The sequence below is a fragment of the Chania multitudinisentens RB-25 genome, from assembly GCF_000520015.2.
In the GTDB taxonomy this organism is placed as follows: Bacteria; Pseudomonadota; Gammaproteobacteria; order Enterobacterales; family Enterobacteriaceae; genus Chania; species Chania multitudinisentens.
In genome coordinates this window covers 3,700,865-3,714,761 of sequence record NZ_CP007044.2, presented here as the reverse complement: position 1 = coordinate 3,714,761, position 13,897 = coordinate 3,700,865, and the positions used below count along the sequence as shown (strand labels likewise).

11 protein-coding genes and 1 pseudogene are annotated in these 13,897 nt (G+C 52.0%); 4 read left to right on the top strand and 8 right to left on the bottom strand.

Going from position 1 to position 13,897, the window contains the following annotated elements; genetic code table 11:
• The first annotated feature begins 56 nt into the window (after positions 1-56).
• Positions 57-899: a ChaN family lipoprotein gene (locus Z042_RS16200; protein ID WP_024913125.1), complete on the top strand. Its 843-nt coding sequence runs from the start codon at positions 57-59 to the stop codon at positions 897-899.
• Positions 900-941: 42 nt separating this feature from the next.
• On the opposite strand, the gene Z042_RS16195 is transcribed toward Z042_RS16200, so the two are convergent.
• The 4 genes from Z042_RS16195 to Z042_RS16180 all read right to left on the bottom strand — a co-directional run bounded on the left by Z042_RS16195 (position 942) and on the right by Z042_RS16180 (position 3,222).
• Entirely contained in the window at positions 942-1,238 is a 297-nt protein-coding gene (locus Z042_RS16195; protein ID WP_024913126.1) for a DUF1161 domain-containing protein, read from the bottom strand.
• A 68-nt stretch (positions 1,239-1,306) separates the two neighbouring features.
• Positions 1,307-1,669 (bottom strand): DUF1283 family protein, encoded by a 363-nt coding sequence (locus Z042_RS16190; protein WP_024913127.1) that lies wholly within the window; start codon positions 1,667-1,669, stop codon positions 1,307-1,309.
• Positions 1,670-1,880: 211 nt separating this feature from the next.
• Positions 1,881-2,630 (bottom strand): bifunctional NADP-dependent 3-hydroxy acid dehydrogenase/3-hydroxypropionate dehydrogenase YdfG, encoded by a 750-nt coding sequence (gene ydfG, locus Z042_RS16185; RefSeq protein WP_024913128.1) that lies wholly within the window; start codon positions 2,628-2,630, stop codon positions 1,881-1,883.
• A gap of 67 nt (positions 2,631-2,697) precedes the next feature.
• Positions 2,698-3,222, bottom strand: a complete 525-nt coding sequence (locus Z042_RS16180) for a GNAT family N-acetyltransferase (RefSeq protein ID WP_024913129.1) — start codon at positions 3,220-3,222, stop codon at positions 2,698-2,700.
• A 335-nt stretch (positions 3,223-3,557) separates the two neighbouring features.
• Between Z042_RS16180 and Z042_RS16175 the strand changes: the two genes are divergently transcribed.
• Together Z042_RS16175 and Z042_RS16170 are read left to right on the top strand one after the other, a co-directional pair.
• Positions 3,558-4,880 (top strand): D-serine ammonia-lyase, encoded by a 1,323-nt coding sequence (locus tag Z042_RS16175; protein ID WP_024913130.1) that lies wholly within the window; start codon positions 3,558-3,560, stop codon positions 4,878-4,880.
• Between the two features lie 180 nt (positions 4,881-5,060).
• The gene (locus Z042_RS16170) at positions 5,061-5,825 is read left to right on the top strand and encodes a hypothetical protein (protein WP_024913131.1); all 765 of its coding nucleotides are present in this window, start codon (positions 5,061-5,063) and stop codon (positions 5,823-5,825) included.
• Here the strand turns inward: Z042_RS16170 and Z042_RS16165 are convergent.
• Genes Z042_RS16165 through Z042_RS16155 form a run of 3 tightly spaced genes read right to left on the bottom strand, consistent with a single transcriptional unit; the run spans position 5,809 to position 12,091 of the window.
• Positions 5,809-8,061 carry a virulence factor SrfC family protein gene (locus Z042_RS16165; RefSeq protein WP_024913132.1) on the bottom strand — a complete coding sequence of 751 codons (2,253 nt, stop codon included), beginning with the start codon at positions 8,059-8,061 and terminating at the stop codon, positions 5,809-5,811. The two genes, Z042_RS16170 and Z042_RS16165, sit on opposite strands and share 17 nt — an antisense overlap.
• The gene (locus tag Z042_RS16160; protein ID WP_024913133.1) at positions 8,058-10,967 is read right to left on the bottom strand and encodes a virulence factor SrfB; all 2,910 of its coding nucleotides are present in this window, start codon (positions 10,965-10,967) and stop codon (positions 8,058-8,060) included. The genes Z042_RS16165 and Z042_RS16160 overlap by 4 nt, the downstream gene beginning before the upstream one ends.
• On the bottom strand, positions 10,967-12,091 hold the full coding sequence (locus Z042_RS16155; protein ID WP_024913134.1) for an SrfA family protein: 1,125 nt from the start codon (positions 12,089-12,091) through the stop codon (positions 10,967-10,969). Before Z042_RS16155 ends, Z042_RS16160 begins: the two co-directional genes overlap by 1 nt.
• A gap of 258 nt (positions 12,092-12,349) precedes the next feature.
• Between Z042_RS16155 and Z042_RS16150 the strand changes: the two genes are divergently transcribed.
• A complete protein-coding gene (locus Z042_RS16150; protein WP_024913135.1) occupies positions 12,350-13,453 on the top strand; it encodes a baeRF11 domain-containing protein in 1,104 nt (367 codons plus the stop codon).
• Positions 13,454-13,569: 116 nt separating this feature from the next.
• On the opposite strand, the pseudogene Z042_RS25215 reads toward Z042_RS16150, so the two are convergent.
• Positions 13,570-13,749, bottom strand: a pseudogene (locus Z042_RS25215) (helix-turn-helix domain-containing protein); the annotation flags it as partial.
• Positions 13,750-13,897: the final 148 nt, after the last annotated feature.

Here is a 13,897-nt window from a genome sequence, read left to right as displayed (position 1 = left end):
ATAATCATTATCTATATTATCCTGGGCATATTTTAATAGCGGATAAAGATTCTATGTTGAAAGTTTGGGTTTTATTTTCTGCCCTGCTGTTGAGTGCATGCAGCCAGACAACGCTGGCGCCGGATTCAGTGGTGAAAGATTCTATTGTTCCTGTTCCAGGTTCGATCGTGGATTTGCGTAGCGGAAAAACCATCACATCTGAAGAACTGCTTGAACAGTTGGCGGCTGCGCCGCAGGTGATCGTGGGGGAAAAGCATGACAATGCCAATCACCATAAAATCGAGCAGTGGTTGGTGGAGAATCTGGCACGGCAACGCCCGCAAGGCAGTGTTCTGATGGAGATGCTTACGCCAAATCAGCAAGAGAAGGTGAATAAATCCAAGTTGTGGTTGCAGAACCATCCTGATGCCAAAGCCAGCGAGATCGCAGAACAGCTCGACTGGAAAAAAAGTTGGGATTGGTCGATGTACAACGGCGTGGTAATGGCCGCCATGAAGGGGCGTTATCCGCTGCTTTCCGCCAATCTTAATCGCGATGAAATCCTGGCGCTCTATAAAAACCCGGTATTTCCGGCAGGAAGCTATTCCAGCCAGCCTGACGTCAGAGCGGCGATCGCCGAAACGATTCGCGTTTCTCATGATGGAAAAATAGAGCCTGAACAGCAAAAATCGATGCTGGCGATTCAACAACATCGCGATCGACGCATGGCCGAGAGTTTGCTGGCAGCACCTACGCCAGCGTTACTGATCGTCGGCGGATATCACGCGTCAAAAAAACTGGGGGTTCCCTTGCATATCCGCGATCTCGATTCTCAAACGACGCCGCTGGTGCTGATGCTGGCGGAGCAGGGTAGCGTTGTGACGGCCGAAAGCGCAGACTTCGTTTGGACAACACCTTAGCGGCAAAACAGACGTAGGGCGCGCAGGGCGCCCTAAACAGGATTACTGTGGCGGTTTGCTATCCTGGCTGGTGCCAGTTTGTGCGGCATCGGCATTATCGCCGCCGTGTAAGCGGGTATAGACGATTTTTTGCGTGTCGAACCCGCAATGACCAACAACTTGCCCGGCAGCCTGATTGGCTTGATCGTTAGGGATGATATCCAACCTGAAACCCGATTCCGGTACGCCGTTATCCACGATCCTTTGTGCGATCTCTGCTTTGATGCTTTCACAGGTGGTCGCAGCCATTAACGGAGCGGTGGTCAATAATAATACACTCAATACAAGCGCTCTTTTCATTATTCAATCCTTATTTGAGAATGAATTTCCTCTCACAGGATAGCAGCATCTGGTATACCGTTGGTCAATTAAGGATTAATCGGACGGCCAGTGGTGCGATCTAAACATTTACGTGTCGTGGATTCCCAATAAGCGTTAACGTTGTAGCTACCGTTGCAGCGTTCTTCGTCATCAATAGAACGATCGGCCTTATCAAACTCTTTCTCAACGCGGGTGTTAACTTTGCGGCGTAGCGAATGGGTATCGTCCCACTGCTCTTTACTCTCGCGAGCCTGTTCTTGGCTCATCGCCCCGTCGCCATTGACTGTGACGCAGGTGCTGCCCTGAGTACAACTAGCTGCCAGCGCCGGCGCTTGCCAGGCCCCAACCAACATCAGCAGAGCGGCTGGCAGTATCCCGCACATCAGCCGTTGAGCAGAAAATGATTTCATCGTTTTATCCTTTTTTAGTGAGTGCTGCGTCATGCGGCAGCACCTGTTGTAGCATGTGGCTCAATATATCACCGTGCCTTTGCATTACACTAGGTCTGCGGGCGTATTGGTTTAATTTTACGAGGGTAGGCGGCCGGTATTGGCAGGAATGCCGAGCGGGCGAGCGGCATAAGCGAAAAGCGGCAGGGCATGTTTACCCTGCCACAGCGATTTACGATTCGCGGTGAATATTCAATCCGGCAAAGGACTGGCTGACCGGCATCATTTCCAGCGTGTTGATGTTGACGTGCGCTGGCAGCGTAGCCACCCAGAAAACCGATTCGGCGATGTCTTCCGGCGTTAGAGCATTAGCCCCTGCGTAGGTTGTGTTTACTCTGCCATCATCACCTTTGAAGCGCACGTTGGAAAATTCGGTGCCACCAACCAAGCCAGGTTCGATATCAGTAATGCGAATCCGAGTACCGTGCAGATCGGCCCGCAAGCCTAAGCTGAATTGCTTCACAAAGGCTTTCGTCGCGCCATAGACGTTGCCACCGGCATAAGGCCAGTTGGCTGCGGTCGAACCAATATTGATCACATGGCCAATATTGCGCTCCACCATCGCGGGCAACAGCGCACGTGTCATATTCACCAACCCTTTGGCATTGGTGTCGATCATGGTTTCCCAATCATCCGCATTGGCTTTATGCGCGGGTTCCAGGCCCAATGCCAAGCCAGCGTTATTGACCAACACGTCGATCTGGCGCAACGCAGCCGGTAATTCAGCGATAACCTGCGCAATCGCGGCGCGATTGCGTACATCAAGGCGTACAATGTGCAACGCGGCACCTAACTCTGTGCGCAGTTCTTCCAGGCGTTCCATGCGGCGGCCTGTGGCAATGACCTGATGGCCTTCATGCACAAATTTGCGTGCAATGGCTTCACCAAATCCAGATGTGGCTCCTGTGACAAAAATGATCATGTTACTGTGTTCCTCACTGTTTTTTACCCTGAATCCACTCTAACGCGGCGGCTTCACGCCCGCAAATTTAACTGGTGAGCGCAGGCAAATGATAGACGACACAGTCATATTTGATATTTTCGCGGCGGCCTGATATCACGCCCCCTAACGCTTCGACAATACGGCGGCTAGGGGTATTCTGCTCAGCAACCGGGTAAATGAAGTGTTGAGGGTGATAACGTTCGCTGGCCCAGAGGGTGATGGCATGGACAATTTCGCGGCCATAACCCTGGTTCTGCAGGCTTTCTTTGACCCAGACACCCAATTCTGGTGTCTGGCTTTGCAGGCCGTGGACACCGCCCATTCCGACAAACTGTTTGTTGTCGCGCAGCCGGGCAATGAAGATGATCTCTTCACCTTCACGGATCAATGGGAGCCAACCTTCCCAGACGCTGGCGAATGCCTCTGGGGACTCTGCGGGTTCAAAGTTCATGAAACGCGTCAGCGTTGGGGTGATTGCCTGGTAAACATCATCAGCGTCCGCTGCAATAAAAGGGGCAATTAACAACCGAGCGGTGTTCACACGGCACTGAGAAAGGTCACGGTGGTTCATATTTTACCTCACTTTTCAGGCCAAAAACATCAACAATCCACCCTTAGGTGGAAACAGGGCGGATCATCAATAATACGTTGATTAGCGTCAGATGCGACTTATTTTTTGTGGCTGAAACAAAGTGGTGCGGTGGAAAGGCAACACGTGATGAAACCGTTATCAGGCGCTATATGCTAATCTTAACAAGCGCAAGCGCCCTTGTTTTATGCAGAAATCAATGGAATAAAATCACAGGACCTCAGCATCATGAGGGTATTGGTCGGAAGGTTGGCCACCGGGTTCACCCCGACATTTCATTCAAGCTACAGGCTTGTCAGAACTACAAGAGAAAAAGCATGAACATTAACCAGTTGATTGCTGATTTCCCGCTGTTGCAAAACCTGAAAGCACTTGAGCCGGTTACCTGGCTGAATCCCCAGTACACAACCTGCACAGAAGGTTTGCCCCATGTTGGATTAACCGCTGACGATGTCACGCAGGCAGAGCAGCGCCTGGCTCGTTTTGCACCTTATCTGAGCCTGGCGTTTCCAGAAACACTTAAAACTCATGGTGTCATTGAATCTGAGCTGATCGCCATTCCTGCCATGCAGCAATCGCTTGAACACCGCTATGGGTTGCGGCTTGAAGGGCGATTGCTGCTGAAAAAAGACAGCCATCTTCCCATTTCAGGCTCAATTAAAGCGCGGGGAGGGATCTACGCGGTGTTGGCCCATGCGGAAAAACTGGCGTTGGAGGCCGGTAAGCTGTCAAGCGCGCAGGATTATGCCGTGCTGTTTAGCGATGAGTTTCGTTATTTTTTCAGCCAATATCGGGTTGCCGTGGGGTCTACCGGCAATTTGGGCCTGTCGATTGGCATCATCAGTGCCAAATTGGGGTTTGAGGTTACCGTACATATGTCCGCCGCTGCCCGGGCGTGGAAGAAACAAAAACTGCGTGAACATGGGGTTAACGTGGTGGAGTACGCCGAGGATTACGGTGTGGCGGTGGAGCAAGGGCGCAAACAGGCCGCCACCGATCCAGGCTGTTTCTTCATTGACGACGAAAATTCACGCACGCTGTTTCTGGGCTATGCGGTAGCTGGCAGACGGCTGAAAAAACAGTTTGAGGCAAAAAGCATTCGGGTGGATGAACAGCATCCGTTGTTTGTCTATCTGCCTTGCGGTGTGGGTGGCGGGCCGGGCGGCGTGGCTTTTGGCTTGAAACTGGCATTTGGTGACCATGTACACTGTATTTTTGCCGAACCGACACACTCTCCCTGCATGTTATTGGGGGTGTATACCGGGCTGCACGATCAGATTTCCGTGCAGGATCTGGGCATTGATAACCAGACCGCAGCGGATGGTTTGGCGGTAGGGCGGGCTTCCGGGTTTGTTGGCCGCGCAATGGGGCGTTTACTGGATGCGTTTTATACCCTGAACGATCAGGAAATGTTTGATCTGCTCAGCTTGATTTATCATCAGGAGCATATTCAGTTGGAGCCTTCGGCATTGGCCGGGATGCCAGGGCCATGGCAGATGACGGCTAATCAAAGCTGGTTGGCGGCACGCGGTATTGATCGGCGTAAACGTGAAAATGCGACCCATCTGGTCTGGGCAACTGGCGGAGGCATGGTGCCCGCTGCGGAAATGTCTGAATATCTTGCAGGTTCAAAGCGTTGAAACGGGGGCTGCGTGGGAAACTGCACTTGCCACCGCTGGGATGAATCTTTTATTTTCAAATGGTTAAAAGCAACGGGATAACCCATATACCTACCCCAAATTGGCTACCCTGCTAACTGCAAAGTGGCGCTCCATGGTGTACCGTAGGCTCGAAAATACAACGTGGAGAAGTTATTTAGCATGAATTTGATAAGAAAATTAACGATTGTTACCCTATTTATTTTCTCAGCATCTGCGTGTGCCCTGAATCAGGGTAGTGGTTATTTCGAAAAGGCATTAGTCACTCCAGAGGACATTAAAGAAGCAATCATCTATCAACAGGATGCAGATAAAAATCAGGATGTAGCACCCAAAGATGGAGAAGCATGGTTTAACGTTATCTTGGGAGGGGCACCCATTATCATCAGTGCGCCACATGCGACCCAACCGTTTCGAGAGGGAAAATATCGTTTCTCTGACGGAGGGGGCACAGCGGCTTTGGCCGTTCTGCTGGGAAAACTGACGGATTCGACGGTTATCTATACAACCAAAGCCTCTCCTTCAGACCCCAATTACTACGATGATAATGCGTATAAAGTTCGCTTGGCTGAGCTGATCAACACGCAAAAACCGAAGCTGATTATTGATATCCACGGTAGCCACCCTTTCCGCCCATATGACGTAGATATTGGTACCATGCATGGGAAATCGCTGCTGGGTAACGATGAGTTAGTGACTAAACTCATCACCTCATTGCGCAATGAGGGTATTACTAATTACTCAAACAACTATTTTGCTGCTTCCAAGAACGGAACCATTACCAAGTTTGGCACAGCGTATGGTGTACCAACGATCCAACTGGAATTCAGCAGTATTTGGCTGATACCAAGCGATGGGAATTATGCAGCTCACCAGTTTGCGCAACTGCTTCAGGGAATGGTTCGTTACGTCAATAGCGTGAAATAATTGGGGGCAAGGGGCCGATGTATCCATCTTTTTCAGGTTGCATGTCACGAATAACTTCACCCAACCTTTCCCGCTGTGCCGCATTAAGCTCTTGCGCCACGCCATAACCCACGTTGTGGCAGATGAGCGCATGTAACCCCACTAACCAGTCGTAAAGGTAGATTGCGCTATTATTCACCGGTTTGCTGGGGAGCTGCGTCAGGCGTGATGTTGCTGGGTGATGAGATGGAGTGAAAATAGGGTAACCTGGATTAATACGGCTTGCAGGCCGTAACGCGGGTGCAACCGACTGAAAACCCAGCCAGGTTACGAAATCCCCCAACACTGCCCGCACCGCGGTAATCTGCCGTTCGCTTGGGTTTTGCCAACGGTGGTTAGTATGTGCTGTTTCCGCCAGAACCTCTGCCAATTGTTGCCAAATACCAAGGCGGAAGCTGGCAGTAATCAATTCATCGGCCAATGTTGCCAGTACCCAAGAGGGGATCGCCAGTACCTCAAGCAATGAAACGTTGTCTGCCAAAGCACGCAGCTGGTTGATCCACAGCATTTGCACTGCATCTGTTAAATGTTGGTCATCCTCTAGAAGGTCTGGTAATTCACCGAACAAATTGAGTGCGACAGCCAGCGGATCGGCAATCCGCTGAGTTGGTCGCAGATAAAGTTGGCGCAGTAGTTGGCGGTTGGGCAGCAGCTGTTCCAGCAGTTCACCATGTAAGGCGATACGCGGTTGCAGAGCCTTAACCGTACTTTTGGCTAACTGTGCTTTATTATCGGGTTCTTCCCCATGCCAGCGGCCAAGCCAATCTTCCCATAATGTCTGTTCCAGCAGGACGAGCTGTTGGGCAAGATGCTGTTGATGTGCCGGGCTATTCAGATCGGCAGCCAGGTAATCGGCCATGCGCTGTATTTCTTCGTCATTGCGTACCAGCATGGTTCCCCAAATCTGGCCTGGCTGCCCGACGTAACGCTGCACGGCTTGATCATAATGCGTTGTAGAACGCTGATCGTGCCGGGTGAATGCCCAAATCAACCCTGGAGAGCGGCCAGTGCTTTTTCCGCGCATCTGTTGCCGCCAAAAATCCAATCCTCGGCTAATAATGGTGGCTTCTTCACGCGTTGCCGCCGCATTACAGAGAATCAATGACCGCACTTCCTGCTGTTCGCTATAGCGTTCCAACAGGCAAAGACTTTTGGCAGATAACAATGCACCAAAAGGAAAGGGTAAATGTTCGTTTTGTGCGCAATAACTCGGCAAATCCAAAAAATCAGTCTGGGCCAAACCGCGATGCGGTGGCGGTGTCGATAACGGGATCAAGAGTTCGGCTGTTAACCATCTTAGATCTGCCAAGGGTATTGCCACGGGTTTTTTACCCTGCGCTATCACGTATAGCGGTTCATCCCAATGATCAGGGGGGGGAATTCCCAGGATGCCATAGGTAGGGTGCCGATCTTTATCAATAATCACACTGAGGGGGGCTGTAACGCAGTGTGTACTACCCAATTGCTGTAACCGATAAGCCAAACGGCGATAATAATCCGTCAGCAGCTCATGATTCCCCCAAAGCGGTGAGAATAAGCGTGCGCGCTCGTTAATGCCGAGATAAGGGGCTAATGTCACTGCGGTTGGCCAAAACTCAGGGGGCAAGGCCTGTTGTAACGGGGTTTCGTCACGGCGCAGTGCGTCCCAGATCGCGACAACCTCATCTTCACTGAGGCCAGCCACCGGCTGTAACTGGCACAATGTTGCCAACGCTTGCAGTTCTTCGGCAATCTGCTGCTGCTCAACCGGTTGAACGGCAGGGCAAGCTCTGGCAATCATTTTCACCAGTTCGGCTTCCGTCAACAATGTTAGCTGAACCGGATATTCACCCTGCGGTTGCCGTACACCAGAGCGGAAGCGGAGAGCAATTCCGGCGGGGAGATTGTTAGGATGAATATGGTTCAGGAAATCAAGCGTGTTACCGGAGAAAGTTGCGGCCAGATAATCGGGTTCGGCGGCGGCTAACGCAGTAATCAAAGAGATTTTTGCGGCCTGCGCCCGCCCGTAAAAGCCCAACGTTGGTTTTTTATCCGTTGCCGCCGCTAACTGATTGAACTTCGTGCGGCCACGGCGCAAATTGAACGCCAAGGTTTGGGCTTCCAGCGCCAGCCGTGGCACCTGCCGTTGGGTTTCCGCAACCCAAGCCAACGCCTGCTCAATGCCCTCATTCATTTTTTCGGTTATGGATGATTTCATGGCTTGAAAACGCTCCCGCTGTCGATCCAATAGTCAAACGCGCCGGTATTGCTGCCCGCGAGAGTGTTTAGTTTGAGCTGGACATGTGCCGTTGGCACTGGGCTGCCATCTTCCAGCTCAGCCGCCACCACCAGAAAACGCGCCAACTGGCCGGGTTGCAGGGCCAGTTTTAGAAACAACAGGCCGCCGCTTGCCAGCTTACGCATCAATTGTGGTTCGGTAACCGTTAGCGTGAACAAGGGGGCAGCGGGCCAATATTCGTTATTCAACTGGCGAAAACCCAGGCACAGCGTGCCATTAATGGCAAAGCGGGTATCGGTACTAAGTCCACCGTCTGGCAGCTCCAGATTGAGTTCGGAATAATAAACCTGATCGGCAGGTAAGAGGTTGTCGCTACTCAACCTGCCCAAATAGCGCAACGTAGAATAAGGATGAAAACCGGCTGCTTTGAAATAAAACCCAGGTAGACGTAGATCCTGTGCCAGCAGGCACAGCATAGCGCCCACAGCAGCCGTGGATTTAGGGTTATCGATGCGCCCTTGGTGGCTGAATGGATACCAACTGCCGATGTGGTAATGATCCAACGCGATAATACGAGTACTCGGCAAAGGTTGTAGCTGGCGGAACAAGGCCTGAATGCCGGGAAAACGCGCAGGGCGGCCTGTCAGCAAGAGCACATCGCAGTTATGCAGTGCAATCACTTCGGCCAGCAGGCGCAGATAACGGGTGATAGTTAGATGTGACGTAAGGAATTCAGCATGTAATTGGTTGAATCGCAGGATCAGCGGCACCTGTAAGATATCAAACGGTTCAGCATCGGCGGGCAACTGGCGCTGTACTTCGCCATTGATGTATTTCAGGAGGTGTTCGGCTGGCATCTGTATTAACAGTTCACCGAAAACGGCGTCGATCTCACTGCGCAATTGCAAGGGGTGAAACCTCTCATAGCGTTCAAGAATCGCCTGGCCGAGCGGCATAAAAAGTTGCAGTGTCACTTTTTGCTGGCAAACGGACGGGTTCTCTTGACCACATAGTTTGCTCATCAATAGGTCAGGAGCCGTCACGCCAGCCTGTTTCAGAGCTGCCTGTAATGCGGGTAACACATACCGCTGAATGATCTCCAGCAGGATATCGTCACCGGCAACGTTAAACCCGTCGCGGAACAGGATCTGCGGTGTTACGTTGAACTGGTTGCCCGCCGCCTTCCCCAGTTGATACTGGGTAATCGCCAGATCGGTTGTGCCGCCGCCTATATCCACAGAGGCAATACGCAAGATTTTTTCACCTGATGGTTTGCGATTATCCGGCCGGGCCAGCGCCGTGAAAAAAGCCTCGGCGTGGCCGCTAAAGTTCACCTGTATTTCGTTATATAGATACACCAACTGACTACAGGCAGCTTCATCCCATTCCATCCGCACGTTTGGCAACGGTAGGGGACTTGTGGCGGTATCTGCCGGGTGCCAGCCCATGGCTTGCCACACTAAAGCGATCGCCTCATGTATCCGCTGGCGGAAAATTTCACGTTCAGGTTCGGACATGGCTGCCGGTAAAGTCAGAATAAGCGTGCGCAACCGCCGTGGAGCAGTGCTGTGAGGCCGACGATAGCGCTGAACGACACTGTTGATTTGCATCAGAGCCTGCGCCAAAAGTTCGGAAAGCATGAATGCCATCAAGGCGCTGCGACTGTAGTGCGGGGAGAAAACCGGCAGGCGTTCATCTGGCGGCAATGAATACAGCGGCTGGCCTTCATCATTGAGCAACTGTGCCAGTGGTGCCGCAGTGGCCGGCAGTTCCTGCCCGCTGTTTTCTGCCATGCGGTTGAAACGCCAACCCGGTGCGTAACGCTCCTGATCCCAAAGATAGTGGCGTGGGCTGGACAGCCCAGTCGAACCTTGCTCACCTTGCTGCTGTGCCAAGCGCCAGGCTTCGTGGCCAACGCGGGTGAGGGTTGGCCATTGAAAGGCGTCATCACGCCCGCTTGCAAAAGAGTAGTTTGGCTTGCCGAATTTGGCCTGAGCAAACTCGGTTCGGCTGCTAAACAGCCCGCCGTACAGGTAATGCGGTTTGCTCAGATCGCGTAATTGCAGTTCGTCGCGGTGTTTCAGCCCGTTTGGTTCCGCAGGATGATCTTCCACCAGAACACCGCAGCTGTGCGAGTTGCCGACATCCAGGATTAAATCAACCGGTATTGGTTGCTGCCGTTCATTGCCACCAAGCTTGATGATCGGTATGCGCAATTGATTGGCCAGGAGTTCCAATAGATTAAGGTAATGAGCCTGATATTCAAACTCGCGCAGCGCTGTTTGAATAGTCTGTTTTTGGCGCTGTTCGTGCAGCATAGCCTGTTGGGTAAACACCTCGCGTAACCAGCCATCGACCCAGGTTGCATCCAGAAAATCCGCCAAATCCTGGCTACGGTGCGCCAACGCAAAGCTCAAACCGATGGTAAGATCCTGGTGATTCGGTGCGAGCAGTGCGCTGGCATGCCCTGGTGGATAGGTTTTGGTGTCAAATGCCAGCGTGATACGCAACTGTTCTGGCGGTTCCAGCGTGATGATTTGCACACGCGCCCAATTATCCGGCCCAGGCAGAAAGGTGCTCGGTGGATTGAAGCGAAAGAATGGCAAAGGTAACCAGACTTGATTCAGCAGGCGTAGCGATTGCTCCAGTGGCAAGCTGAATTCGGGCCGCACCACCTCGGGTTCTTCTGTTGCCTGAGGCAGTAAATATTTGCCGCGGGCCTCACTGTATATCAGCCGCAGCAGTGGGCCATTGGCGGTCTGGCGTACAAATTTGCCGGGTGGTTGTGCATCCATTTTGAGGGTGACGGCAAAATCCAGAAATTGTATTCCGCTATTGGCGATCAGCGTTACGCACTGTTGATAATTCACCGCTGTCGCCAACATTATGGATCCTCACGCTGCATGGTAATGGGAAAGGTGTTCCCGGCGCGATCGCGCCCGATGCAACTGGCCGCAGTTTCACGCTGTTTGCAAACCAATTCCGGCATCAAGGTGCGCGAACCGTTACTGCAACGGGCTTTAGTGCGGCTGTTGATTACCAGGTTGCCAGACGGCATCAGCCCGGCGTTAACCGTTACCCGGCAAGTGACGCTGTCGCCCAACGTTATGATTGCAACCCCCTTGCCTTGGTTAAATTGATACAGCCACTGTGTTGGTAACGTTTGGTTCGCCGGCGTGGCGCGCCATTTGCCGTTAAGGAAAGCCGTAGAGCCGATTCTTACCGCTTTGGCCGGGAGTGATAGAGCGTTCTCTCTCTCCGTACTTGGTTGTGCCGTTACGGGCATTGGTAAGACCGCCGCATGGCCTAGCGGCAATGGCTGCCGATGGAGTGGAAGCATCGGTTTCACCGTGGGTGGTGGTGTGAAAGTATTCGGCGCAATCACCTTTTCTGCCCTTGGCCAATCAGGGCGTAACCACAAAAGTAACGGGATCAAAACCCCAATCGCCAACAGCCCACCCAAATGCCGCCGAGGCGGGGGCTTTACCAGCGTTGCAACTGGCGCTGCGGCAATTTCCCTGGCCTTTGGCTCTGGTCGTAAACAGGCAAGCGGATCGTCACCGGTTTTACCATCTGGTTTTAGGCACCCCCAGAAGGTTACTACGGGTTTGCCATCAACCAGATACACGGCGTTTTGATTGGGGAACTGCATGGCTTTGGTCAGCAACGCTCCAAAAAGTTGCTGGCTGGGTTTGCTAGCGTTACGCGCTCGCCAGCTGATGGTGCGCAGAGCCGCATGGCATTCTTCCAACTGGCGCAAAGCCTGAACCCGCTCGATCTCACCGGCCTGTTCCCAAGCGATCGCTTGCCCAGGGAGAGGAGAATACCAATCGATTCGCTCGCCTGATTCATTTGGCACGGGGATCGCCAGGCAATCAGCCACCACCTGCTGTTGTTGTAGGCGCAGAGCTTCACGCAGGGGCAATGCGGCAGCATAAATAGGCTGTTCATTTTCGTTCAACGTCAGAACGTCGCCTAAATGGCCGCTCCGTAAAAAGGGTTTTACCACGCCGAATGCCCTGCAAAAACGTTAATGGCGGAAACACTCAGCGAGTTTAAATGGCATGACGATAAATCAAACCGATGATGACAGGGTGAAAGAGAGCTCTGTTTTCGGCATTATTCAAGCGGAATGAAACGAGGTTAATTGCTTGATAAAAAACGCAACCTAGGCTTGTTCACCGATGGCATATAAAAAAACAGCTATACTAAAAGCCCCAGAATAAAAATCATACAGCCCAATAAACCGAAGTTCGCGAGGTGAACCATGCTATATGTTGATATTCCCAGTCGTGAAGAATTCTCTCGTTTAGCCGATGTTCGTTCTGACGTTTGTATTTCCATTTATCTTGAAACTTCTCCGCTGCGCCAAAAATTGGAGGCCAGCAAAATTCAGCTTGGCAACTTTATCAAACAGGCCTTACAGGGTGTTATGGAAAAAGGTTTGGATAAACGCCGTTTAGCTCTGCTGGAGGAAGAATTGCATTCGGTGTTGGAGGATGACGACTTTTGGGATTTACATGCCCGCAGCCTGGCTATCTTGGCCACACCAGACAGCATTGTGACTTACCGTTTAGCGAACGAATTACCTAATCAACTGGAAGTCGGTGAACGTTTCTACCTTAAACCTTTGTTGCGGGCGCTCACCTTCCCGCATTCGGCGTATATTCTGGCTTTGTCTGAGAATCAGACCCGCCTGATCGAATTCTTTGCCGATGTGCCAGCGGTAGAAGTGGCGGTGCCGAATATGCCCACCCATAAGCTTGATGCCATGGGCGATGCCGCACTAAACGATCATCACTATGGTGCCGTTCATCACAAGGTACGGCTGGCACAATACACGCGTAAAATCGATCACGCCTTGCGCCCGATCTTTGCCAGCCACGATTACCCACTGATCCTGGCCAGTACCGAACCGTTAGCCTCGATTTATCGTTCAACCAACACGTTGCCGAACCTGACCAATGAAACATTTTTCAGCAATGCCGAGCATTTGGGCATATCTGAACTGGTCACCCAGGTGCGCCCCTTGCTGGAAAACTACTATCAGGCACAGCTGAAAGCCCTGCAATCACGCTTCGAAGCCCGTGCCGGTGAACGCCGGGTGACGCAGATTCTGTCCGATGCGGCCCGGGCGGCAACCTTTGGTGCCATTGAGCTGTTGCTGATTAATATCGACAGCAGTGTAAATGGAACGATTAATGATGAAGGTTTAATCACTTTCAACGGCAGCAGTGATGATGCCAGTTATGGGGTGATTGATGAGATTGCCAAACGGGCTCTTGCCACCGGCGCACGCGTGTTGGCAGTCCGTAGCGAAGATTTGCCGCCAGGAGCCGATCTCAACGCCATATTACGTTATCCTTTGTAATCCCCAGTTTGAAGCCCCGGTAATGAGTGGTTAAAAAAGGCAGGCATAGGGTGTTGCTGATCGACTGATTGTGCGAACAATTCAATGAGAACAACCCTATGCCCGCCCGCCAATTACGCCACGCTTCGTGTGGTTCTGGTTAACAGTCTCACTCCGATACGATTTTCAAGATTCAAAATCGCGTGACTCAGCGCTGAACGTGAAATCCCCAGTCGTGCTGCGGCTTTAGTGAAGCTTCGGTCTTTTGCCACAGTCATGAACGCCTGAAGGTCGTTAAGCTTTTCTTTTGTTTTCATTGGTGAATTAAAATCACAGGTTCATTCTCATTTGGCTATCTAATTATGCAATGACTGCACGACTATACTTTTGCCATCGAAAGACTGACATACCAGCCCAGCTGGCAGGGTCATCAGGAGGTTTAGGGTGCAAACGTTATTGAATGAA

Coding starts and splice junctions, on each gene's coding strand:
- Z042_RS16160 (WP_024913133.1), bottom strand. CDS start 10,967: ATGTTGGCGACAGCGGTGAATTATCAACAGTGCGTAACGCTGATCGCC.
- Z042_RS16190 (WP_024913127.1), bottom strand. CDS start 1,669: ATGAAATCATTTTCTGCTCAACGGCTGATGTGCGGGATACTGCCAGCC.
- Z042_RS16165 (WP_024913132.1), bottom strand. CDS start 8,061: ATGAAATCATCCATAACCGAAAAAATGAATGAGGGCATTGAGCAGGCG.
- Z042_RS16150 (WP_024913135.1), top strand. CDS start 12,350: ATGCTATATGTTGATATTCCCAGTCGTGAAGAATTCTCTCGTTTAGCC.
- Z042_RS16195 (WP_024913126.1), bottom strand. CDS start 1,238: ATGAAAAGAGCGCTTGTATTGAGTGTATTATTATTGACCACCGCTCCG.
- Z042_RS16170 (WP_024913131.1), top strand. CDS start 5,061: ATGAATTTGATAAGAAAATTAACGATTGTTACCCTATTTATTTTCTCA.
- Z042_RS16175 (WP_024913130.1), top strand. CDS start 3,558: ATGAACATTAACCAGTTGATTGCTGATTTCCCGCTGTTGCAAAACCTG.
- Z042_RS16180 (WP_024913129.1), bottom strand. CDS start 3,222: ATGAACCACCGTGACCTTTCTCAGTGCCGTGTGAACACCGCTCGGTTG.
- ydfG (WP_024913128.1), bottom strand. CDS start 2,630: ATGATCATTTTTGTCACAGGAGCCACATCTGGATTTGGTGAAGCCATT.